This window comes from Klebsiella sp. Q2 (genome assembly GCF_009900705.1).
Classification (GTDB): Bacteria; Pseudomonadota; Gammaproteobacteria; order Enterobacterales; family Enterobacteriaceae; genus Klebsiella; species Klebsiella quasipneumoniae.
Genome location: NZ_JAAABE010000001.1, coordinates 1,010,772 through 1,033,077, shown reverse-complemented (window position 1 = coordinate 1,033,077; position 22,306 = coordinate 1,010,772). Strand labels below are relative to the sequence as shown.

Genomic DNA, 22,306 nt, shown 5'->3' with positions numbered 1-22,306 from the left:
CCCTTTAAACGCTTTTCGACAACATTTTTCTGTGGGTATGGATCGACATCACGATACCAAACCCGGCCATCAATACGATCAGGGCGGAGCCCCCGTAGCTCACCAGCGGCAACGGTACGCCCACCACCGGTAAAATACCACTCACCATACCAATATTTACGAAGACATAAACGAATAAAATCAACATTAAACCACCGGCCATGACCCGGCCAAAGGTGGTCTGCGCCTGGGCGGCGATCCACAGTCCGCGCATGATCAGCAGAATATAGAGCGCCAGCAGGATCAGCACGCCAATCAGGCCCAGCTCTTCGGCGAGAACGGCGAAGATAAAGTCGGTATGGCGTTCCGGCAGGAACTCCAGCTGTGACTGGGTGCCGTGCAGCCAGCCTTTGCCGCGCAGACCGCCAGAGCCAATGGCAATTTTAGACTGAATAATATGATACCCCGCGCCCAGCGGGTCGGTTTCAGGATCGAGCAGCATCATCACGCGCTGGCGCTGATAGTCGTGCATCAGGAAGAACCACAAAATCGGGATAAAGGCGGCGACCAGCACCACCGCAATGCCGATCAGTCGCCAGCTGAGGCCGGAGAGGAACAGCACAAACAGACCGGAGAGGGCGATCAGAATCGAGGTCCCGAGGTCAGGCTGCGCCGCCACCAGCAGCGTCGGCAGAAAGATCAGCACCAGGGCAATACCGGTGTTCTTCAGCGAAGGGGGGCAGACGTCGCGGTTAATAAAGCGCGCCACCATCAGCGGCACGGCAATTTTTGCAATCTCCGACGGCTGAAAGCGGACGATACCGAGATCCAGCCAGCGCTGCGCCCCTTTGGAGATGGCGCCGAAGGCGTCGACGGCCACCAGCAGAATAATACAGAAAATATAGAGATAGGGCGCCCAGCCTTCATAGACCCGCGGCGGGATCTGCGCCATGACGATCATGATCACCACGCCCATGGCGATCTGGCCGATTTTACGCTCCATCATGCCGACGTCCTGACCGCTGGCGCTCCAGATAACCAGCGCGCTGTAGGTCAGCAGCGCCAGCAGGATCAGCACCATGGTGGGGTCAAGATGGATCTTATCCCACAGCGATTTTTTGTTCGGATTATCCGTCATTATTGATCCTCCCCTGCGGTCACCGCCGGGTTTTCGCTTGGTAGCGTGGTGTTGTTATCGCCCAGCATGATGTGATCGAGGATTTGGCGCATAATCGTACCGACCGCCGGGCCGGCACCGCCGTTTTCCAGGATCATCGCCACGGCAACCTGCGGGTTGTTATAAGGCGCAAACGCCGTCATCAGTTTATGGTCACGCAGACGCTCAGAGATTCGGTGCGCGTTATAGGTTTCGTTGGCCTTCAGGCCAAACACCTGGGCGGTACCGGACTTGGCCGCGATTTTATACGGCGCGCTGGCGAAATACTTGTGCGCGGTGCCGTTGCCGCGGTTGGCCACGCCGAACATGCCGTCTTTGGCGATTTCCCAGTAGCCGGAATGAATGTCGCCTACCGGCGGCTCATGAGGCTGGACCCACGGAACGGGCTTGCCGTCTTCCACGGTGCTTTGCAGCAGGTGCGGCACTTTCACCACCCCGTCGTTAATCAGGATCATCAGCGCTTTGTTCATCTGGATCGGCGTGGCAGTCCAGTAACCCTGGCCGATGCCCACCGGAATAGTGTCCCCCTGGTACCAGGGTTTCTTAAAGCGTTTGAGCTTCCATTCGCGGGTCGGCATGTTGCCCGAGCGCTCTTCGGCGAGGTCGATACCGGTATAGTGGCCGTAGCCGAACTTGCTCATCCACTCCGCGAGGCGATCGATGCCCATGTCATAGGCGACCTGATAGAAATAGGTATCCGCGGACTCCTCCAGCGCTTTGGTGACGTTCAGGTGGCCGTGGCCCCATTTTTTCCAGTCACGATAGCGTTTTTCTGAGCCGGGCAGCTGCCACCAGCCCGGGTCAAACAGGCTGGTATTGCGGGTGATCACCCCGGCGCTCAGCGCCGAGACGGCGACGTACGGTTTGACCGTCGATGCCGGCGGATAGACCCCTTGCGTCGCACGGTTGACCAGCGGCGTGTTCGGATCGTTGAGCAGGCCGGAGTAATCTTTACTGGAGATGCCGTCGACGAACAGGTTCGGGTCGTAGCTCGGCGTCGAAACCAGCGCCAGAATGGCGCCGGTACGCGGGTCGGTGACCACCACTGCGGCGCGGCTACCAGCCAGCAGCGTTTCGATATACTGCTGCAGCTTGAGGTCGAGGGTGAGGTAGATGTCGCGTCCGGCCTGTGGAGGCACCTCTTTGAGCTGACGAATCACGCGGCCGCGGTTGTTCACTTCAACCTCCTCGTAGCCGGTCTGACCGTGCAGGACGTCCTCGTAATAACGCTCAATACCCAGCTTACCGATGTCGTGGGTCGAGGCGTAGTTGGCCAGTTTGCCCTCTTTATCGAGGCGGTCGACGTCTTTATCGTTAATTTTCGAAACGTAGCCGATGACGTGCGTCAGCGCCGAGTTATAGGGATAGTAACGGCGCTTGTAGCCTTTGACTTCCACGCCGGGAAAGCGGTACTGGTTGACGGCAAAGCGGGCCACCTGCACTTCGCTGAGGTTGACCTTTACCGGAATCGAGGTAAAGCGATGGGAGCGGGCGCGCTCCTTTTTGAAGCCGGCGATATCATCGTCGGTTAAATCGACGACGTCGCGCAGCGCATCCAGCGTTTGCTGCACGTTATCGACTTTCTCCGGCATCATCTCAAGCTGATAAATGGTGCGGTTAAGCGCCAGCGGAGTGCCGTTACGATCGTAAATAATGCCGCGGCTCGGCGGGATCGGCACCAGCTTGATGCGGTTTTCGTTCGAACGCGTCTGATAGTCGTCGAAGCGAACGATTTGCACATTGTACAGGTTGGCGATCAGAACGCCGGTAAGCAGCAAAATCCCCAAAAAAGCGACCAGCGCCCGGCGCACGAACAGCGAGGATTCAGCCGTATAGTCGCGGAAAGAATTCTGTAATTTCATTCGCTGCTCAGTCTACCCTGATCATCATTACTCACGGTGGTACGGATGGTTGGTGGTAATGCTCCACGCCCGATACAGGCTCTCGGCCACCAGTACGCGCACCAGCGGGTGAGGTAAGGTGAGGGTGGAGAGCGACCAACTCTGTTCCGCCGCTGCTTTACAGGCTGGAGAGAGGCCTTCCGGGCCGCCGACCAGCAAACTGACGTCGCGCCCGTCCTGTTTCCAGCGTTCCAGTTCGCGCGCCAGCTGCGGCGTATCCCATGGTTTACCCGGAATATCCAGGGTCACGATGCGGTTTTTACCGGCAGCGGCTAACATCATCTCGCCCTCTTTTTCGAGGATGCGCTTGATATCAGCGTTCTTGCCGCGCTTACCGGCTGGGATCTCCACCAGTTCGAACGGCATATCTTTGGGAAAACGGCGCAGATACTCGCTAAAGCCGGTCTGTACCCAGTCCGGCATTTTGGTGCCAACGGCCACCAGCTGCAACTTCACGCATTAACTCCAGAGTTTTTCCAGCTCGTACAAACGACGGCTCTCTTCCTGCATGACGTGAACCATCACGTCGCCGAGGTCGACGACGATCCAGTCGGCGGCGGCTTCCCCTTCAACGCCCAGCGGCAGCATGCCGGCGGCGCGGGATTCCTGAACCACGTGGTCGGCGATGGACATCACATGACGCGTGGAGGTGCCGGTGCAGATAATCATGCAATCGGTGATGCTGGATTTGCCATGTACATCAATGGCAACGATGTCCTGACCTTTCAGGTCATCAATTTTGTCGATAACAAAATCCTGGAGTGCTTTACCCTGCAAGTGTTCCCCCTGGGTGCGTGAAGATTGATAATCATAAAGAGCCTGACAGTATACCTGAACTGATGAAAAAGTCGGGTGAAATGTCTGTCGGCAGGCGTTCGCGGCGGGGTATCATCCCATCCCTCGCCGAGGATTGCATCGCCATTTTTGTAAAACAATTTTCTGCAAAGCGGCTTTGGCGGATGCTGCCTGGCAGCGGAGAATAGCAGCCTGCTCTGGCCTGTCAATGGTTCGGCGGGAATTCTTCTTCCGACTGCCAGACGGCCTGGCTATTTAATACCCGCAGGGTGGTGAAATCGTCGCGGATTTCGAGCAGGCTCCAGGCGCCATGGGCTATCGGAAAGTGCCACATCGCCGCGGCGGGCATCTGCAACAGCAGGGCGGTCAGCAGGCTCAGAACGCCCTGATGGCCGACGATCAGCAGATGGTCAAGATGGCGGCAGTCGGTCAGCGTGGGGATAAACTCGCTGACGCGGCGGGCAAAACGCTGAAAGCTTTCGCCGTTAGTGGGGGCCGCGTGCTGCCAGTCAGCACACCACGCGGCATAGTTTTGCGCATCTTCTCGTTGAAGGTCGCGATGATGACGCATCTCCCAGTCGCCGAAAAACATCTCATTGAGCGCGGCATGGCATTCGCGCGGGATAGCGCGATCGCCAAGCAGCAGATCGGCCGTTGTCCCGGTCCGCGCCAGCTCGCTACAGAAGACTTTATCGAAAGGCACCGCGCGCAGCCGTTCGCCGAGCGCTCGCGCCTGAGCGACGCCTCGCGGCGTCAGGGGCGTTGGGGCATGGCCGCTGTATAATCCGGCAACGTTGGCTTCGGTTTCGCCATGGCGAACTAACCATAATTTCATGAACAGGCTCTGACGGGCGATGGAGAGGTGGCGTTACCATAGCGCTTTTTTCGCGTCAGGCCCAGCGCGGGGTCAGCAATAGAGACCCTGCTCGCGGATGTAGTCCAGCACCGCGGCCGGCAGCATCTCGGCGCAGGACTCGCCGCGCTCGAGGCGCTGGCGAATGATCGTCGCCGAAATATCGAACCACGGTGTCTCAGCCAGGTAGATCACGCCGGAAGGGCGGCGATGCAGAGATTCCACATCGTGGGTTAAATGGCGATCCAGCCAGCGCTGATCGGCCTCATGGGCCATGGTCAGTGGGTAACCCGGCCGGCGGCAGACAATCAGGTGGACATTGTCGAGGATGGTTTCATAGCGGTGCCAGGTGGGAAAGGTGAGCAGCGAATCCTGGCCAATGATAAACGCCAGCGGCTTGTGCGGCCCCTGCTCCTGGCGCCACTCCTGCAGCGTTTGCGCCGTCCAGGAGGGGGTATCGCGCTGCAGTTCGCGTTCATCGAGCGTGAACAGCGGCTTATCGGCAATCGCCAGCTTCAGCATGTGCACGCGCTGGGCGCTGGTGGCTTCCGGTTGTGGACGGTGCGGCGGGACGTTATTAGGCATGATGATGACCTTGCTCAGGCCAATCTGATTCGCCAGGATCTCGACCGGCTTGAGGTGACCATAATGCACCGGATCGAAGGTGCCGCCATAGATTGCCTGTAAGTGAGTCATATCAACCATCAATAAAAACGTCCGCCAGGGCTTTGTGGCAGAGCAACAACGAAAGACTTTCCAGTTCGGGCCAGACGTCGTACCCGTAATCCTGTTTAAAGGTCAGTTCCGCGCGGGTCAGAAGAGTCACCGCCTGGCGCAGCTGTTCGCCGCTCAGTCGGGCGAGGGCGTCGCTGAGCAGCTGACGGCGGTTTTGCCAGACCCGATGTTTATCAAACAGCGAACGCAGCGGCGTCTGTGCCGACTGGCGCTTGAGGGTCACCAGCAGCAGCAGCTCCCGCTGTAGCGTACGCAGCAGGATCGCCGGCTCGCAGCCTTCAAGACGGAGCTGCTGCAGGACGTGCAGCACGCGCTTACTTTTGCCTGCCAGTAGGGCATCGACCCAATGGTAAGGGGTAAAGTGCGCGGCATCGTTCACCGCCTGCTCAACGCGGGGCAGCGTCAGCTTACCGTCCGGCCAGAGTAGCGCCAGACGCTCCAGCGCCTGCGCCAGCGCCAGCAGATTGCCTTCGTAACAGTAGCACAGCAGCTGGCTGGCCGCGTCGTCGAGCTGCAGCTGATGCTGTTTGGCCCGGGCGGCAAGCCAGCGCGGCAGCTGCGCGTATTCCGGCGTCTGGCAGCTGACCTGGACGGCGCGCTGCGCCAGCGCGGTGAGCCACGCGGCATTCTCCTGGGCTTTGGTCAACTTACTACCGCGAACTATCAGCAGCAGGTCGTCGTGCAGCAGACCGACCAGCGTCGCCAGCTGTTCGTTGATCGCCGCGTTGGGGCCATTCTCTGGCAGGATTAGCAACAGGGTTTGCCGGCTGGCAAACAGGCTCATCGCCTGGCTTAAGGCGAAAAGCGCCTGCCAGTCGGTGCTGTTGTCGATAGAAAAGGTATGGTGTTCGGTAAAGCCTTGTGCGGCAGCGGCTTCGCGAATAGCGTCCTGGCTTTCCTGCAATAGCAAAGGATCGTTGCCAAGCAGCAGATAGGCCGCGCGCAGCCCTTCAGTGAGCTGCGCGCGGAGCTGTTCCGGGTACAACCGAATCATCATTGACCCAGCGTGGTGGAGACGCGGTTACCCGAGGACGCCGGCGCGGTGCTGCCCGCGACCGGTTTTTCTTCCTGCTGGGTGGCTTCAACATCCGCTACCTGAACGCTTGGTAGTTTACGAATCAGCTGTTCCGCCGCTTTATCGTACATTTCCTGGATAATCATATCCTGCTCGGCGTCTTTGGCTAACGCCGCCTGCGGGTTATCAAAGAACGAACGATAGACCTTAGTGGTTATCGGATAGATATCGTGACCCGGGATCAGAACGCTGGCATGGACGGTCATGACCATCTGATATTCCGCCGTACGACCGTCCTGGAACACCGAGGCCGTATCTTTCTGAATCGACGAACCATCGAGGCGCAGAGAAGGGACATCTTTACGCAGCGTGCTGGCGTCGATCAGTTCCACGCCGTTAAGACGCAGCTGATTGCGCACCGCGCGGCTTAATGGGCCATTCGGATCGCTCGACTGGAAAATCATGGTTTTCATGGTGGTGGGCACCTTGGTAGTGCTACGCAGATGCCAGCCACAGCCGGCGGTGGCAAGCACCGCCAGAGATAACAACATTGTTACCAGATATCGCACGCTTCCTCCCGCGCTTAGCCAACGACCAGATTGAGCAGTTTACCCGGGACGTAAATCACTTTACGCACGGTTTTGCCGTCGAGATACTTCGCCACCAGATGCTCCTGGCCGGCGCGCTCGCGGACCTGCTCTTCAGTTGCGTCTACCGCAACGGTAATTTTACCACGAACTTTGCCGTTGACCTGGACGACGACGAGGGTGCTGTCTTCCACCATCGCGCTTTCATCCGCCACCGGCCACGGCGCGTTGTCGATATCACCTTCGCCGTTCAGCTCACGCCACAGGGTGAAGCTGACGTGCGGGGTGAACGGGTTGAGCATACGCACTACCGCCAGCAGGGCTTCCTGCATCAGGGCGCGATCCTGCTCATCTTCTTGCGGCGCTTTCGCCAGCTTGTTCATCAGCTCCATGATCGCCGCGATGGCGGTGTTGAAGGTCTGACGACGGCCGATGTCATCGGTCACTTTGGCGATAGTTTTGTGGATATCGCGACGCAGCGCTTTCTGATCTTCACTCAGCGCCGCCACGTTCAGGGCCGCAACGTCCCCTTTGGTGGTGTGTTCGTAGACCAACTTCCAGACGCGTTTCAGGAAGCGGTTCGCCCCTTCGACGCCAGATTCCTGCCACTCGAGGGTCATATCCGCCGGGGATGCGAACATCATGAACAGACGGACAGTATCCGCGCCGTAGCGCTCAACCATGACCTGCGGATCGATGCCGTTGTTTTTCGACTTGGACATCTTGCTCATGCCGGTGTACACCAGCTCGTGACCCGCCGCGTCTTTCGCTTTCACGATGCGGCCTTTTTCGTCACGTTCGACGATGGCGTCAACCGGGGAGACCCAGTTACGTTCGCCGTTTTCGCCTACGTAGTAGAAGGCGTCAGCCAGCACCATGCCCTGGCACAGCAGCTGTTTCGCCGGCTCATCGGAGTTGACCATCCCCGCGTCGCGCATCAGCTTGTGGAAGAAGCGGAAGTAGAGCAGGTGCATGATCGCGTGTTCGATGCCGCCGATGTAGATATCGACCGGCAGCCAGTAGTTGGCCGCTTGCGAATCCAGCATCCCTTCCTGATACTGCGGGCAGGTGTAGCGCGCATAGTACCAGGAGGATTCCATAAAGGTGTCAAAGGTGTCGGTTTCGCGCAGCGCCGGCTGGCCGTTAACCGTGGTTTTGGCCCATTCAGGATCGGCTTTGATCGGGCTGGTGATACCGTCCATGACTACGTCTTCCGGCAGGATCACCGGCAGCTGATCTTCCGGGGTCGGCAGCACGGTGCCGTCTTCCAGGGTAACCATCGGGATCGGCGCGCCCCAGTAGCGCTGACGGGATACGCCCCAGTCACGCAGGCGGTAGTTAATTTTACGCTCACCTACGCCCATGGCAGCCAGTTTGTCAGCAATAGCGTTGAAGCCCGCTTCATAATCGAGGCCGCTGAATTCGCCGGAGTTAAACAGGACGCCTTTCTCGGTCAGCGCCTGCTGGGAAAGATCCGGCTCGGAGCCGTCGGCGGCGAGGATCACCGGCTTGATGTTCAGCCCGTATTTGCTGGCGAACTCGTAGTCGCGCTGGTCGTGGCCCGGAACGGCCATCACCGCGCCGGTGCCGTACTCCATCAGCACAAAGTTAGCCGCCCATACCGGAATTTCTTCACCGGTCAGCGGGTGGATAGCTTTAAAGCCGGTATCGACGCCTTTTTTCTCCATCGTCGCCATGTCGGCTTCCGCCACTTTGGTGTTGCGGCATTCGTCGATGAAGGTGGCCAGCGCCGGATTGTTCGCCGCAGCCTGCTGCGCCAGCGGGTGACCCGCAGCGACCGCCAGGTAGGTACAGCCCATAAAGGTGTCCGGGCGGGTGGTATAGACGGTCAGCTTGTCGGCGTAGTTGTTGACGTCAAAGGAGATTTCCACCCCTTCAGAACGGCCGATCCAGTTGCGCTGCATGGTCTTCACGGTGTCCGGCCAGTGGTCCAGCTTATCCAGATCGTTCAGCAGCTCATCGGCGTAGGCGGTGATTTTAATAAACCACTGCGGGATCTCTTTACGCTCGACTTTGGTGTCGCAGCGCCAGCAGCAGCCGTCGATAACCTGCTCGTTGGCCAGCACGGTCTGGTCGTTCGGGCACCAGTTCACTGCGGAGGTTTTTTTGTACACCAGGCCTTTTTTATACAGCTCAGTGAAGAACTTCTGCTCCCAGCGGTAGTATTCCGGGGTGCAGGTTGCCAGCTCGCGGCTCCAGTCATAGCCGAAGCCCAGCATTTTGAGCTGGTTTTTCATGTAGGCGATGTTGTCGTAGGTCCACGGCGCTGGCGCGGTGTTGTTTTTTACCGCCGCTCCTTCCGCCGGCAGACCGAACGCATCCCAGCCAATTGGCTGCAGGACGTTTTTACCCAGCATGCGCTGATAACGGGCAATCACGTCGCCGATGGTGTAGTTACGCACGTGACCCATGTGTAGTCGACCAGAAGGATAAGGAAGCATCGACAGGCAGTAATACTTCTCTTTGCTCTCGTCTTCAGTTACTTCAAATGTACGATTTTCGTCCCAGTGAAGCTGGACTTTCGATTCTATCTCTTCCGGGCGGTATTGCTCTTGCATGGCAGCCAGTGGTCCTGTTTTCAATACAGCTACAAAATGTAGCCAATGGATGTGTTATTTCAGATCGGCATAGCATAGCCCAAACGCCAACGTCAAAACAGCTTTTCGCACATCAACATCGGCAAAAGCTGGGCAGATTATTTCGCGAGTCTGTGGCTTGTCAGACACAGCGGGAGAGGAATAAGGTCTATTATCAGAAGACGTTAACCACACCGGAGGCGAAATGATGAACAAGGTTGCTCAATATTACCGTGAACTGGTCTCCTCGCTCAGCGAACGGCTCCGCCATGGAGAACGCGATATTGACGCGCTGGTGACGCAGGCACGCGATAAAATTGTCCGCGCCGGCGATCTGACGCAGAGCGAGATTGAGTCGGTGATAGCCGCGGTCAAGCGCGATCTTGAGGAGTTTGCCCGCAGCTACGAAGAGAGTCATGAAGACGAGAGCGACAGCGTGTTTATGCGGGTGATCAAAGAGAGCCTGTGGCAGGAGCTGGCCGATATCACTGACAAAACCCAGCTTGAGTGGCGGGAGGTTTTTCAGGATCTGAATCACCACGGCGTATACCACAGCGGCGAAGTGGTCGGTTTAGGCAACCTGGTGTGTGAGAAGTGTCACTATCACCTGGCGGTGTATACCCCGGATGTGCTACCGCGCTGTCCGAAATGCGGCCACGATCAGTTCCAGCGCCGGCCATTTGAACCCTGATGCATCCGGCCCGGTGCGTATTAATAGCATCGGGCCTGATTAAAAACGACCTATCATTGCATTAACGAGATAGATAAACGTCTTCCCTGTGATTGTAAAATATCTCAGCTGTCTCTTTTACCCCTGATCACTTCGCGCTTCATATAATCATTATGAGCGAGCAGAGCACTCGTCCTCAGCATGAATGCGGCTTGATGATTACTATCTCGTGATAGATCTTTCCGCGCGAATGGAAAGCGTGTGCCAGCATGGTGCGCCATAATAAAATGACTACCGGCGATGCGCTGACATCAGCGCATCGCCTGCTCTTACCGCTTGGTCGTGATTTCAGCTTGTTTAAACTGCTGATGACCGCCCATCTCGGAAACATAGTTGTGCGCGGAGTTCAGCACCAGTTTGTTAGTGGAGATAGAACCAACATTACAAGTTGAAAGCTTCAGGAAACCACAGCGATAGCCGCCATTATAGACTTTATTAGCGATAATCGTCAGATTCTCTCCTGCCTGAAGAGTGCCGTAGTTGGTGATATCGGCAAAATTTTTCGTATCCAAGGTGAGATCTTTGGCTGCGATGATTTGGCCTTCATTTTTCATACCATAATAAGCGATGATATTCGCATCGACACTATCAATAGTTGCCTTATTGTGAACGTTATTACTCTCAATCTGTACGGATTTTCCGTAAACGTAGTTGTTATTTTTGAACTGGACGCTTTTAACCGTCATAGAGTTTCCGCTAACAAGGTTACCGTCCTGGATGATATCGCCATTAGTGATAAGCGATATATCGATACCAGAAATTCGCCCTGTATTATGGATGTTGCCTGAACTGACGTTGCTATCCTTTGCCGACACGATAGCCAGATTAGTGTAGCCCCAAAGGTTACCGGTGACGGTGAGATTATCCCCGCTAAACTTGACGTTGGTGATTTCGCCCCACATTGTACCGCCGTTGTTGATATTGTGGGCAGAAATATTTAACTGGCCATCGGCGTTAATCGTTGAACCATAGGTGGTATTGATATCGCCGAGGGTGGTTAAGGTTAATGCCTTGGTGCCATTAATTCTGCCGGTATTGACGAGGTTGCCGGCGGCGCTCACGTTAAGCGTTTTGTCACTGGTAATCGTGCCTTCATTGGTCAATGTGTTCAGAGTGGTGACCTGAGTGGCGAGGGCGCTGCTGTTAATGCTGCCCTTATTTTTCATCTCACCTGCTGAGACGATTTGCGTCGCGATGCCTTTCCCAGTGATAGCGCCTTCATTAATCAGTGAACCGTTGCTGGTCATGGTGAGAAGGGTGTTTGCAGCCATCGTGCCTTTATTCCGGACGCCGAAACCCAGATTATTACCAGTCATGGTGATACTGTTGGCCTTGATTCCGCCTAGTTGGCTAATATCAATGCTGTATTCCGGATATAATATTTGTTTGGCTGTGGCTGCTTTTCCAAGGCTGGTCATCTTTCCGGTTTTGTTATCAAACGTTAAGTTGCCCGCGCCCACCATAGCGTTGGCTGCCGTCATTGTGCCGTTAATCGCGATGGCGTCGGCCAGCAAGGCTGCATAGCTGTTAGACGCGTTCATACCTTTATCGTCAATGGTGATTTTACCCTGCGTGACCGTATAGCTATCAATCGCGCCGGTATCGCTCAGATTGACCTGGCCTGTCGTCAGCACTGCTTTGTTAGTATTAATAAAACTGCACCCGGAGCAGGTGATGCCGTTAGGGTTGGCGATAACGACATCGGCTTTTTGTCCGTTAACTTCGATAAAGCCCTGCAGATTACTCATTTTATTGGAGGTGACTTCATTTAAAATAACGGAAGCGCTGCCGTTGGTCAGATTATTATTCTTAGCGATATTACCGTGAGTGCTGTGGTTCACGTCGCTGGCGCTGTTGTTTAAAATAGTGCCGTTAGGGCCGACGTTGAATTCGCGATATAAGTTATGCGAGACGCCAGCGGCATTAGGAGCTTCGATATCAATAACATTTGCCCCTGATCTATGCGTATAGCTTGACGGATCGGCATAAACAACGGATGAACTTAGCGCTGCAGCCAGCGCAACATATGAAACCTTGAATTTAAACATGTAATTTATTCCTTTAAATAGTAAAAAATGAATCAGTAAATTGCAGTAATGCGCCGATGAAAACTAATACCTCCACTGTAATGAAAAGCCCAGGTTCATGGCATCGCTATGAAAGTCATCAGGTTTACTGATGGGCGTGCCGATAAAAAAATCATATTGCGTAGACGCTATTTCTCCGCGGACGCCGCCGACTGCGCCTGAAAGGCTTTTTCCCTGCCTGGCGCGCTCGGTACCAATGATCCTGCCGAAGTCAAGGCCAAGATATACCTGCTGGTCGGGGGTGGGAATATTCCAGCTAAAATCATTGCGCCAGTACCAGCCTTGATTGGCCGAAAGCGTATTTTCACCGTCAAAGCCGCGAACCGTCCAGCGATTGCCGATATTAAACTGGTTGTCCGAAGATAATCTATCCGGCTGAACTGGGCATGGAAACGCGGCATCCAGCTAAACTTATCGCCGGTTGCGGCAAACTGCATCAAGGCCTGTATATCGGCGTGAACAATGCGCGATTGATGGCTATATAAACCGCCTTTTTCCTCGGGGGTGGGGACGGAGCTCAGCCACGGCAGGCTGCGCTGAACGCCCAGGCTTGCGTCGATAATTTTCCTGTTGAAATAGTGCTGATGGCGCACGGTAAATTCCCAGACAGGATTTTGTTTACGCATCACATACAACTCATCGCCGCCAAAGAAATAGTGCGAACTGCTCTTCGCTATGCGCAGATCGGCGGTCGTTTTTTGTTGTCGGGTATGCGAAAGCAGGCGGCTAAGGGTCGCGCTGTAATAACGGTTTTTACTTTTATAGTCGATGCTTGACCATCTTCCTTTAAACAGCTGGCGGTACTGGCTGTAGGAGCCGTACAGGCTCAATGACCAGTAACCAAAAGGCACGGAGTAGTAAAGGTTGCCGTTATGGTTGCCGTCGTTGTGCTGGTTGAATTCAACGTCGCCGCCTGCCGAGATGGAAAGAATATCGTTCAATGAAGATAAATCGTAAAGGTATAGCGCGCCGCCACCCTGATAGCGACCGCTGGCGCGGCTGCCTGCGTCATCAAGCCAGGCGCCAACCTGCCACTGTTTATCCATTACCCGGGCGATTTCAATATCACTTTCGCCAATGTGTTCCCCGGGCCGCAGCTTCATATGGGCGCTGGCGCCAGGCAGGCGCTGCAGGTTAGCCATCCCTTGTTCAAGATCGCTGAGGCGCAGGATTTTACCGGTATGGGTGGGCATGGAGGTCCACAGGTTCGTCACGGCACTATTTGGCGCAAAATCAATATGCCCCGTTTTGCCATAAGTCAGCGTTATTTTGAGAATGCCCCCTTCTAGTGACTGAGAAGGGATATCGATCAGGGAAGTAATATACCCTTGTGTTATCAGTTCATTTTGTAGGGCGTTCGTCAGCAGGCGAATCCCTTCTATTCCGAGGCAATGGCCGGGCGCCTGGGCAGCGATCTTCCCGAGGAGGGCGGTGGTTTTTGCGTTGTCCTCGGAGGCAATATCAACTTTCGTGATGTACCGACAGGTCGCTTCCTCGGGAAATATCAAGGTTTGCGTTTTCGCATAGGTGCGAGAAGATTGGTATTGCTGCTGATGGGGCATTAATGCGCTTTCACGGGCTTTATCCTGTTCTACCTGGTTTACCGTGGCGGAGTCAATACCCGCCCGCGCGGTAAAGCAGGTGAGCAAATTTAAACACAAAATAATGGCCAGTCCGTTAGTGTTAGTCCGCATGAAGCAATATCCGTTTGTTTCATTGAGTAAGATTATAATTAATGGTTGTGCACGGCATGAAATAGCCTGCGCGGCCTATAGCAAGTCAATTGAAATATTATTTCCAAGAAATTTAAACTCACGGGGATTATTACAAGATGCCGTATGCTAACGATGACGTGGCGGTTAATCTATTCTACGGCCCCTGAATTCTTTGTGAAATTTTTACTTCACGTTGTGAAGCTGTCGCTTTGAGATGAAGCAATTGAAAAGGGGAGGGGCTGACAGGCGCGCACGGTGATATCGTGCGCGCCGCAGAAGTTAGTGCAGAATTTTGGCGAGGAAATCTTTAGCGCGATCGGATTGTGGATTGGCGAAGAAGGCCTCTTTATCGGCATCTTCGACTATCTTTCCTTCATCCATAAAGATCACCCGGTTGGCCACCTTGCGGGCGAAGCCCATTTCGTGGGTAACCACCATCATCGTCATCCCTTCGTTGGCCAGTTCCACCATGACGTCCAGTACCTCGTTGATCATCTCCGGGTCGAGCGCTGAGGTGGGCTCATCAAACAGCATAGCGATCGGGTCCATACACAGGGCTCGGGCAATGGCCACGCGCTGCTGCTGGCCGCCGGAGAGCTGCGCCGGATATTTTTCCGCGTGCGCCGCCAGGCCAACGCGCTCCAGCAGCTTGAGGCCCTTCTTGCGCGACGACGCTTTGTCACGATTGAGAACCTTAACCTGCGCCAGCGTCAGGTTGTCGATAATCGACAGGTGCGGGAACAGTTCAAAATGCTGAAACACCATTCCGACGTGAGAGCGCAGTTTGGCAAGATTGGTCTTTTTATCGTTAACCACGGTGCCATCGACGATAATCTGCCCCTGCTGCACCGGCTCAAGGCCGTTCACGGTTTTAATCAGCGTGGATTTACCGGAGCCTGACGGCCCGCAGACCACCACGACTTCGCCTTTTTTCACTTCCGTGGAGCAATCGGTCAGCACCTGAAAGTGACCATACCATTTTGAAACGTTTTTCAGGGTAATCATTACACAGTCCTTTTCTTCAACCAGCTGACCAACAGCGAGGCGCTGAGGCTAATCACAAAATAGACGCCGCCCGCAAACAGGATCATTTCGACCTGGGTCCCGTCACGCTCGCCAATCGTGGAGGCGGTACGGAAGAAGTCGGCGAGGCTCAATACATACACCAGCGAGGTATCCTGGAACAGGACGATCCCCTGGGTTAACAGCAGCGGCACCATGGCGCGGAAGGCCTGCGGCAGGATCACCAGCCGCATCGACTGCCAGTGGGTCATTCCCAGCGCCAGCGCGGCGCTTGACTGGCCGCGGGAGATGCTCTGGATACCGGCGCGGATAATCTCTGAATAGTAGGCGGCCTCGAACATCGAAAAGGCCACCATCGCCGAGATCAGGCGAATATCCGTTTTCGGCGACAGTCCCAGCACGTTCTGCAGGAAGCCCGGGACAATCAGGTAGAACCACAGCAGAACCATCACCAGCGGGATAGAACGGAACACGTTAACGTAGGATTTAGCAAACCAGGCCAGCGGCAGAAAGCTGGACAGGCGCATGACCGCCAGCAGGGTGCCCCAGACGATGCCGACCACGATGGCGATCACCGTAATCTTCAGGGTGATCACCAGCCCTGCCAGCAGGTAGGGCATGGAGGGAACGATCGAACTCCAGTCAAAATCGTACATTATTTGCCTCCCATATTGCCAGGCAGGCGAACCTTACGCTCGACCACATACATAATCAGCATAATCACCGCGTTGATGAAAACATAGGCCAGGGTGATGGCGGTAAAAGACTCCCAGGCATGAGCTGAGTAGTCCAGCAGTTTGCCCGCCTGCGCGGCCATATCGGCCAGACCGATGGTGGAGGCGATGGCCGAGTTTTTCACCAGGTTCATCATCTCCGAGGTCATCGGCGGCACGATAACGCGATAGGCGTTCGGCAGCAGCACGTAGCGGTAGGTTTGCGGCAGGGTCAACCCCATCGCCAGACCGGCGTTCTTTTGCCCGCGCGGCAGCGACTGGATAGCGGCGCGTACCTGCTCGCAGACGCGAGCGGCGGTAAACAGCCCCAGGCACAGCATGGAGGAGACAAAGAACTGAATGTTTGGGTCCAGCTCCGATTTAAACCACATGCCGATATTTTCCGGCAGGAATTCCGGCACCACCAGGTACCAGGTAAAGAACTGCACGATCAGCGGCACGTTGCGGAACAGTTCGACATAGCAGGTGCCAATGCCCGAGAGGAAGCGATTGGGGACCGTGCGTAAAATGCCGAACAGCGAGCCGACGAGAAAAGCGATGATCCAGGCCGAGATGGAGAGGGCGACGGTGATCTGAAAACCGCTCCACAGCCAGCCCAGGTAGGTAGTGTTGCCGAAGGGGGCCTGTTGCAGGAATATCCCCCAGTTCCAGTCTATTGACATACATGACTCCTGGAAAAAAAAGGGTAGCCATTGCTACCCTCGAAGACGGTTGTCCAGCTTGTTTCGGTATTCGCGGCGGCTGGGGAACGACCAGCCGCCGTATAGTCTGTCCGTGCTGTGACAATCATCGGGAGGGCAGGATATCCCGCCCCTGGTTGTTATAATTAGTTCAGTGCTTTGTCATTAGGTGATTTGAACAGCGCTTTCATGTCGTCCGACAGCTCGAAGTTCAGGTTAAGATTTTTTGGCGGAATCGGGTTTTTGAACCATTTGTCGAACCACTTCGCCGCTTCGCCAGAGGTCTGGGCCTGGGCAACGGTTTCATCGACCAGCGCCTTGAAGGCCGGATCGTCCTTACGCAGCATGCAGCCATAGGCTTCTTTCGACTGCGCGGTGCCGACGATTTCCCAGTTATCCGGTTTCTTCGCCTTGGCGCGTTCGCCAGCCAGCAGGGCATCATCCATCATAAAGGCCACCGCGCGTCCGCTCTCCAGGGTGCGGAAAGAGTCGCCATGATCTTTGGCGCTGATAATGCGCATATTCATTTTTTTCTCATCGTTCAGCTTGTGCAGCAGGATCTCTGAGGTGGTTCCGGAGGTGACGACGACCGCTTTATCCTTCAGGTCAGGGAAATCTTTAATCGGGCCGCCTTTCTTCACCAGCAGACGAGTGCCGACGACGAAGATAGTATCGGAGAAGGCCGCCTGTTTCTGGCGCTCAAGGTTGTTGGTGGTAGAGCCGCACTCGAAATCAAAGGTGCCATTCTGCAGCAGCGGAATACGATTCTGCGAGGTGACCGGGATCAGTTTGACCTGCAGATCGGGTTTGTTCAGTTTTTTCTTGATGGCATCGACGATGGCGTTGGAGTAGTCCTGAGAGTAACCCACAACCTTCTGTTGGTTATCGTAGTAAGAGAAAGGGACGGAAGATTCGCGATGGCCGACAACGATAACGCCATTTTTCGCGATCTTATCCAGAGTGCTCTGGCCAGCCGCCGGGGCAGCATCTTCCGCCTGCGCCAGACCAGCGGTCATTCCCATTACCAGCATTGCCGTGGCCAGTTTACGTAATTGCATATCCAACTCCTTATCCGCAGCGTCACCGACGCTATTGATACCCATTGTGATTGTGTGTGTTGTTATTAGGGGCACGCATCCACGTGCCGCATTTGTATGTGTTTGTTAGCATTTAGTTTGGCTTAATGTAAATATTTTGCTGCTTTATTGTTTATTTTTGCGAAGCGCTCCGCACCAATGGGAGGCAAATATCTTCCATTGCACCAAAATAGCGCGACCACCGATCGTTTATGGTGCAACCCGGTTGCACTGGGCCGGAGGACGGCGCTACCCGATTAAATAAAGCAATGACTGTGCCAGGGTGGCAAATGACGGGAAGAAAAAAGCCGGCGACGGGCGTCGCCGGTAGAGAACTTATCGGCGACGCTGACGCAGGCTCATCAGCAGCGCACCGAAGCCGAGCAGCGCCGTCAGCGCCCACAGCGGCCAGTTGCCAGTGCGAGCGTAAGGGGTCATGCCGCTGGTGGGCGTCACGGTGGTGGTCAACACCTCACGGGTAAACTGCGGGATCATCTTCTGGATCTCGCCGCGCGGGCCGATCACGGCGGTAATGCCGTTGTTGGTACTGCGCAGCAGGGGGCGGGCCAGCTCCAGGGCGCGCATCCGCGCCATCTGGAAGTGTTGCCACGGGCCGATGGACTTGCCGAACCAGGCGTCGTTAGAGATGGTCAGCAGGAAGTCGGTATCCGGACGGAAGTTATCCCGCACCTGTTCCCCGAGGATGATCTCGTAGCAGATGGCCGCGGTCAGCTTCAGGTTATGCGCCATCAGCTGCGGCTGCACGTAGGGACCGCGGCTGAAGGAGGACATCGGCAGGTCGAAGAATGGCGCCAGCGGACGCAGAATCGACTCCAGCGGTACAAACTCGCCGAACGGCACCAGATGGTTCTTGTTGTAGCGGTTGGTCGAGTCGTAGCGGTACGGGTTATCTTTGCCGAGGGTAATGATGGTGTTGTAGGTGTCGTAGCGATTCTGCTTATTAAGACGCGCGTCGACGATGCCGGTGATCAGCGAGCTGTCTTTTGCGCGCAGCAGATCGTCCATCATGCTGAGGAACTGCTGCTGGTTGATCTCCAGATCCGGGATCGCCGATTCAGGCCAGATAATCAGCTGCGAGTGGCCGATATGCGGCTGGGTCAGCGCCAGGTAGGTTTTCAGGGTATTAACCAGCTGTTTCTCGTCCCACTTCATGGCCTGCGGGATATCGCCTTGCACCAGCGAGACCTGCGTCGCGCGCTCCGGCAGCAGCTGATACCACTGGATATAGCGCAGCGGGAACGGCAGGGCGAACAGCACCGCGGCGATCACCAGCGCCTTCCCGTTGCGCTGCACGAGGGCCAGAGCCAGCAGGCCGCTAACCATCATCAGCAGGAAGTTGATCGCCTCAACCCCCATCACCGGCGCCAGGCCTTTCAGCGGGCCGTCGATCTGGCTATAGCCGAACTGCAGCCACGGAAAGCCGGTCAGCACCCAACCGCGCAGGAACTCGGTGATCTGCCAGACGACGGGGGCGGCGATCGCCACCCGTAGCCAGCTGGTTTTGGGCCACAGCCGGGCGAGCAGGCCGGCAAACAGGCCGGTGTAGAGCGACAGATAGGCCGCCAGCAAAACGACGAGGAAGACGTTAACCGGACCCGGCATACCGCCAAACTGCGCAATACTGACATAAACCCAGTTGATTCCCGTGCCGAACAGGCCAAGTCCCCAGAAATAGCCGATGCCGGCGCTTTGCAGCGGGCGGCGGTTGAGGGTTAACGCCTGCAGACCGACCAGTGAAATAATCGCTGCTGGCCAGAAGTCGTAAGGTGAAAAAGCCAGCGTTCCGCTGGCTCCGAATAGCAGCGCCAGCAGCAGACGTACGCGCTGGCGTTCAAGAAGAGAGGCAAATACCATTTAGGCTAATCGTCCCGTAAATTAACGCCTGTTGCCACAGGCTATGCTGTTTGCCAGCCGGGGGAGGGGACAACCGAGTATCGCCACGGTCTGTCTCCCGGCTGGCCGTGACCTTCAGCGCCGCCGCTTACTCTTCCAGCTTCGGCTGGGGAGCATCATCCGGCAGCTTAACATGCACCTGAATGATACGACGACTATCTGCCATTGCTACCTTGAATTGGTAACCATCAATGTCGATAGATTCGCCGCGAGCCGGCAGGTGGCCAAAGGCCTGCATTACCAGCCCGCCAATGGTATCCACTTCTTCATCGCTGAAGTGCGTATCGAAGGCGTCGTTGAAGTCTTCGATGGAGGCCAGGGCGCGTACCGTCCAGGTATGGCGGCTCAGCTGGCGGAAATCGATATCTTCTTCTTCGTCGTACTCGTCTTCAATTTCCCCGACGATGAGCTCAAGGATATCCTCGATGGTCACCAGACCGGAGACGCCGCCGAATTCGTCAATAACGATCGCCATATGGTAGCGCTGTGAGCGAAACTCTTTCAGCATGCGGTCGACCCGCTTGCTTTCCGGAACGACAACCGCCGGCCGTAACACTTTTTCCATGCTGAAGGCTTCGGCGTCGCTGCGCATAAACGGCAGCAGATCCTTGGCCATCAGAATCCCTTCGATGTGATCTTTATCTTCACTGATGACCGGGAAGCGCGAGTGAGCGGATTCGATGATGACATCGAGGCACTCGTCCAGCGTCTGATTGCGTTTCAGGGTAATCATTTGTGAACGGGGGATCATAATGTCGCGGACCCGCTGGTCGGCGATATCCATTACCCCTTCGAGCATGTCACGCGTATCTTCATCGATAAGATCGTTCTGCCCGGAATCACGGATCAGCGCCAGCAGTTCATCGCGGTTTTTCGGTTCCCCGTGAAAGAGCTGGCTGAGTAACAGGGAGAAAAATCCCTTTTTGCTGTTTACTGTGTCACTACTGTGTGAATTGTCGTCGCTCATGGCGTCGTTTGGGTTCTCATGTTGATTTAATGTCGCTCGTCGCGCGTAAACTCAGCGCCGGACGGCATGGGTTGCCTGACGTTCAGGCGGGTAAAATGCATGAACAGCAGCCGGATGAGGCGCAAGCGCCACGATCCGGCAGGGGGCTATTCAGCAATCTTCTCGGAAATGTACGGGTCCTCATAGCCCAGAGCAAGCATTATCTCTGTTTCGAGGCCTTCCATCTCTTCCGCTTCGTCATCTTCGATGTGATCGTAGCCCAGCAGATGCAGGCTGCCGTGCACCACCATATGCGCCCAGTGCGCCTCCAGCGGCTTCCCTTGCTCGCTGGCTTCCTGCTCCACCACCTGACGGCAAATGATCAGATCGCCGAGCAGCGGCATTTCAATTCCCGGCGGCGCTTCAAACGGGAAAGAGAGGACGTTGGTCGGCTTATCCTTGCCGCGATAGGTCAGGTTCAGCTCATGGCTTTCTGCAACGTCGACCAGACGAATCGTTAACTCTGACTCCTCCTGAAACGGCGGAATGACGGCGTCGACCCAGCGTTGAAAAAGGGCTTCGTCCGGCAGGCCGCTGGTCTCTTCGCAGGCCAGCTGTAAATCGAGGATCACCTGACTCATTTTTGCTCCTGTTCCTGGGCTTCGCGTTTGCGCTCGGCGGCCAGTTCTGCTTTACGTTTCTGGTCTGCGGCTTCCCATGCCTCATAGGCGTTCACGATGCGGGCGACCACCGGATGGCGGACCACGTCTTCGCTATGGAAGAAGTTAAAGCTGATCTCATCGACTTCCGCCAGCACTTCGATGGCGTGGCGCAGACCGGATTTGGTGCTGCGCGGCAGGTCAATCTGCGTGATATCGCCGGTGATCACCGCCTTGGAGTTAAAGCCGATGCGGGTCAGGAACATTTTCATCTGCTCGATGGTGGTGTTCTGGCTTTCATCAAGAATGATAAAGGCGTCATTCAGCGTCCGTCCGCGCATATAGGCCAGCGGGGCCACTTCGATGACGTTACGCTCAATCAGCTTTTCCACCTTCTCGAAGCCGAGCATCTCGAACAGCGCGTCGTACAGCGGGCGCAGATACGGGTCGACCTTCTGGCTCAGATCGCCGGGCAGGAAGCCGAGCTTTTCACCCGCTTCGACGGCCGGACGGGTCAGCAGAATGCGGCGGATCTCCTGACGCTCCAGCGCATCAACCGCCGCCGCCACCGCCAGATAGGTTTTCCCGGTACCCGCCGGACCCACGCCGAAGGTGATGTCGTGATCGAGGATATTGGCGATGTACTGCGCCTGGTTCGGCGTACGCGGTTTGATCACCCCGCGCTTGGTCTTGATATTGACGGCTTTTCCGTACTCCGGCACGCTCTCGGCGCTTTGCTCAAGCACGCGCGCCTCTTTGATCGCCAGATGGATCTGCTCTGGTTCAATATCCTGAATCTGACCGCGCATCGGCGCCGTGTCGACATACAGGCTGCGCAGAATATCGGCGGCGGCGTGTACGCACAGGGCGCGTCCGGTCAGCTTAAAGTGATTGTCGCGGCGGTTAATCTCAATGCCTAACCGACGCTCCAGCTGTTTGATGTTGTCGTCAAACGGGCCGCACAGGGCTAACAGGCGTGCGTTATCCGCTGGCTCCAGGGTAATTTCACGAGTGTCTATGTTCAAACTGTTCCTCTTTACGCAGGTGGCCGGACGCGGCGCGTGGCCGGCTAATCAGGAAATTATTTACGTCACAGGAAAATG

General features: G+C 56.0%; 19 protein-coding genes and 1 pseudogene. 1 reads left to right on the top strand and 19 read right to left on the bottom strand.

Features of this window, described 5'->3' with window-relative positions:
* Positions 1 to 4: 4 nt before the first annotated feature.
* The 9 genes from mrdB to leuS form a co-directional block, all read right to left on the bottom strand.
* Complete coding sequence (mrdB, locus tag GT756_RS05125) at positions 5 to 1,117, bottom strand: peptidoglycan glycosyltransferase MrdB (protein WP_004885876.1); 1,113 nt, start codon at positions 1,115 to 1,117, stop codon at positions 5 to 7.
* Positions 1,117 to 3,018, bottom strand: coding sequence for a peptidoglycan DD-transpeptidase MrdA (gene mrdA, locus GT756_RS05120; protein WP_004885880.1), 1,902 nt, complete (start codon positions 3,016 to 3,018; stop codon positions 1,117 to 1,119). The genes mrdB and mrdA overlap by 1 nt, the downstream gene beginning before the upstream one ends.
* A gap of 27 nt (positions 3,019 to 3,045) precedes the next feature.
* Positions 3,046 to 3,513 (bottom strand): 23S rRNA (pseudouridine(1915)-N(3))-methyltransferase RlmH, encoded by a 468-nt coding sequence (gene rlmH, locus GT756_RS05115; RefSeq protein ID WP_002894620.1) that lies wholly within the window; start codon positions 3,511 to 3,513, stop codon positions 3,046 to 3,048.
* A gap of 3 nt (positions 3,514 to 3,516) precedes the next feature.
* Positions 3,517 to 3,834, bottom strand: a complete 318-nt coding sequence (gene rsfS, locus GT756_RS05110; protein WP_002894623.1) for a ribosome silencing factor — start codon at positions 3,832 to 3,834, stop codon at positions 3,517 to 3,519.
* Between the two features lie 223 nt (positions 3,835 to 4,057).
* Positions 4,058 to 4,687 carry an adenosylcobalamin/alpha-ribazole phosphatase gene (locus GT756_RS05105; protein ID WP_048323398.1) on the bottom strand — a complete coding sequence of 210 codons (630 nt, stop codon included), beginning with the start codon at positions 4,685 to 4,687 and terminating at the stop codon, positions 4,058 to 4,060.
* Positions 4,688 to 4,759: 72 nt separating this feature from the next.
* The gene (gene nadD, locus GT756_RS05100) at positions 4,760 to 5,410 is read right to left on the bottom strand and encodes a nicotinate-nucleotide adenylyltransferase (protein ID WP_023319968.1); all 651 of its coding nucleotides are present in this window, start codon (positions 5,408 to 5,410) and stop codon (positions 4,760 to 4,762) included.
* Positions 5,403 to 6,434 (bottom strand): DNA polymerase III subunit delta, encoded by a 1,032-nt coding sequence (gene holA / locus GT756_RS05095; protein WP_004885888.1) that lies wholly within the window; start codon positions 6,432 to 6,434, stop codon positions 5,403 to 5,405. Before holA ends, nadD begins: the two co-directional genes overlap by 8 nt.
* Positions 6,434 to 7,024, bottom strand: coding sequence for an LPS assembly lipoprotein LptE (lptE, locus tag GT756_RS05090; RefSeq protein WP_004885890.1), 591 nt, complete (start codon positions 7,022 to 7,024; stop codon positions 6,434 to 6,436). Before lptE ends, holA begins: the two co-directional genes overlap by 1 nt.
* Before the next feature lie 14 nt (positions 7,025 to 7,038).
* A complete protein-coding gene (leuS, locus tag GT756_RS05085; protein ID WP_017899092.1) occupies positions 7,039 to 9,621 on the bottom strand; it encodes a leucine--tRNA ligase in 2,583 nt (860 codons plus the stop codon).
* Between the two features lie 226 nt (positions 9,622 to 9,847).
* Here leuS and GT756_RS05080 point away from each other — a divergent pair, with 226 nt between their 5' ends.
* A complete protein-coding gene (locus GT756_RS05080; RefSeq protein WP_025999140.1) occupies positions 9,848 to 10,330 on the top strand; it encodes a zinc ribbon-containing protein in 483 nt (160 codons plus the stop codon).
* Positions 10,331 to 10,638: 308 nt separating this feature from the next.
* On the opposite strand, the gene GT756_RS05075 is transcribed toward GT756_RS05080, so the two are convergent.
* From GT756_RS05075 to GT756_RS05030, 10 genes and pseudogenes are all read right to left on the bottom strand, one after another.
* Positions 10,639 to 12,417 (bottom strand): filamentous hemagglutinin N-terminal domain-containing protein, encoded by a 1,779-nt coding sequence (locus GT756_RS05075; protein ID WP_080841209.1) that lies wholly within the window; start codon positions 12,415 to 12,417, stop codon positions 10,639 to 10,641.
* A gap of 63 nt (positions 12,418 to 12,480) precedes the next feature.
* Positions 12,481 to 14,150 (bottom strand): annotated as a pseudogene (locus GT756_RS05070) (ShlB/FhaC/HecB family hemolysin secretion/activation protein).
* A gap of 300 nt (positions 14,151 to 14,450) precedes the next feature.
* Positions 14,451 to 15,176, bottom strand: coding sequence for an amino acid ABC transporter ATP-binding protein (locus GT756_RS05065; protein ID WP_004885898.1), 726 nt, complete (start codon positions 15,174 to 15,176; stop codon positions 14,451 to 14,453).
* A complete protein-coding gene (gltK, locus tag GT756_RS05060) occupies positions 15,176 to 15,850 on the bottom strand; it encodes a glutamate/aspartate ABC transporter permease GltK (RefSeq protein WP_002894707.1) in 675 nt (224 codons plus the stop codon). Before gltK ends, GT756_RS05065 begins: the two co-directional genes overlap by 1 nt.
* On the bottom strand, positions 15,850 to 16,590 hold the full coding sequence (locus GT756_RS05055; RefSeq protein ID WP_002894709.1) for an amino acid ABC transporter permease: 741 nt from the start codon (positions 16,588 to 16,590) through the stop codon (positions 15,850 to 15,852). The genes gltK and GT756_RS05055 overlap by 1 nt, the downstream gene beginning before the upstream one ends.
* A 164-nt stretch (positions 16,591 to 16,754) precedes the next feature.
* Positions 16,755 to 17,666 (bottom strand): amino acid ABC transporter substrate-binding protein, encoded by a 912-nt coding sequence (locus tag GT756_RS05050; RefSeq protein ID WP_023288842.1) that lies wholly within the window; start codon positions 17,664 to 17,666, stop codon positions 16,755 to 16,757.
* Between the two features lie 354 nt (positions 17,667 to 18,020).
* Positions 18,021 to 19,559, bottom strand: a complete 1,539-nt coding sequence (lnt, locus tag GT756_RS05045) for an apolipoprotein N-acyltransferase (RefSeq protein WP_004885901.1) — start codon at positions 19,557 to 19,559, stop codon at positions 18,021 to 18,023.
* 127 nt (positions 19,560 to 19,686) lie between these two features.
* On the bottom strand, positions 19,687 to 20,565 hold the full coding sequence (gene corC / locus GT756_RS05040) for a CNNM family magnesium/cobalt transport protein CorC (RefSeq protein ID WP_004197606.1): 879 nt from the start codon (positions 20,563 to 20,565) through the stop codon (positions 19,687 to 19,689).
* A gap of 146 nt (positions 20,566 to 20,711) precedes the next feature.
* The gene (gene ybeY / locus GT756_RS05035) at positions 20,712 to 21,185 is read right to left on the bottom strand and encodes an rRNA maturation RNase YbeY (RefSeq protein WP_002894722.1); all 474 of its coding nucleotides are present in this window, start codon (positions 21,183 to 21,185) and stop codon (positions 20,712 to 20,714) included.
* On the bottom strand, positions 21,182 to 22,228 hold the full coding sequence (locus GT756_RS05030) for a PhoH family protein (protein ID WP_004176871.1): 1,047 nt from the start codon (positions 22,226 to 22,228) through the stop codon (positions 21,182 to 21,184). The genes ybeY and GT756_RS05030 overlap by 4 nt, the downstream gene beginning before the upstream one ends.
* Positions 22,229 to 22,306 lie beyond the last annotated feature (78 nt).

What these genes read in the sequence shown, in the direction of transcription:
- mrdB (WP_004885876.1), bottom strand. Translation starts at nt 1,117, where the DNA reads ATGACGGATAATCCGAACAAAAAATCGCTGTGGGATAAGATCCATCTT.
- mrdA (WP_004885880.1), bottom strand. Translation starts at nt 3,018, where the DNA reads ATGAAATTACAGAATTCTTTCCGCGACTATACGGCTGAATCCTCGCTG.
- GT756_RS05105 (WP_048323398.1), bottom strand. Translation starts at nt 4,687, where the DNA reads ATGAAATTATGGTTAGTTCGCCATGGCGAAACCGAAGCCAACGTTGCC.
- nadD (WP_023319968.1), bottom strand. Translation starts at nt 5,410, where the DNA reads ATGGTTGATATGACTCACTTACAGGCAATCTATGGCGGCACCTTCGAT.
- holA (WP_004885888.1), bottom strand. Translation starts at nt 6,434, where the DNA reads ATGATTCGGTTGTACCCGGAACAGCTCCGCGCGCAGCTCACTGAAGGG.
- leuS (WP_017899092.1), bottom strand. Translation starts at nt 9,621, where the DNA reads ATGCAAGAGCAATACCGCCCGGAAGAGATAGAATCGAAAGTCCAGCTT.
- GT756_RS05080 (WP_025999140.1), top strand. Translation starts at nt 9,848, where the DNA reads ATGAACAAGGTTGCTCAATATTACCGTGAACTGGTCTCCTCGCTCAGC.
- GT756_RS05075 (WP_080841209.1), bottom strand. Translation starts at nt 12,417, where the DNA reads ATGTTTAAATTCAAGGTTTCATATGTTGCGCTGGCTGCAGCGCTAAGT.
- GT756_RS05065 (WP_004885898.1), bottom strand. Translation starts at nt 15,176, where the DNA reads ATGATTACCCTGAAAAACGTTTCAAAATGGTATGGTCACTTTCAGGTG.
- gltK (WP_002894707.1), bottom strand. Translation starts at nt 15,850, where the DNA reads ATGTACGATTTTGACTGGAGTTCGATCGTTCCCTCCATGCCCTACCTG.
- GT756_RS05055 (WP_002894709.1), bottom strand. Translation starts at nt 16,590, where the DNA reads ATGTCAATAGACTGGAACTGGGGGATATTCCTGCAACAGGCCCCCTTC.
- GT756_RS05050 (WP_023288842.1), bottom strand. Translation starts at nt 17,666, where the DNA reads ATGCAATTACGTAAACTGGCCACGGCAATGCTGGTAATGGGAATGACC.
- lnt (WP_004885901.1), bottom strand. Translation starts at nt 19,559, where the DNA reads ATGGTATTTGCCTCTCTTCTTGAACGCCAGCGCGTACGTCTGCTGCTG.
- corC (WP_004197606.1), bottom strand. Translation starts at nt 20,565, where the DNA reads ATGAGCGACGACAATTCACACAGTAGTGACACAGTAAACAGCAAAAAG.
- ybeY (WP_002894722.1), bottom strand. Translation starts at nt 21,185, where the DNA reads ATGAGTCAGGTGATCCTCGATTTACAGCTGGCCTGCGAAGAGACCAGC.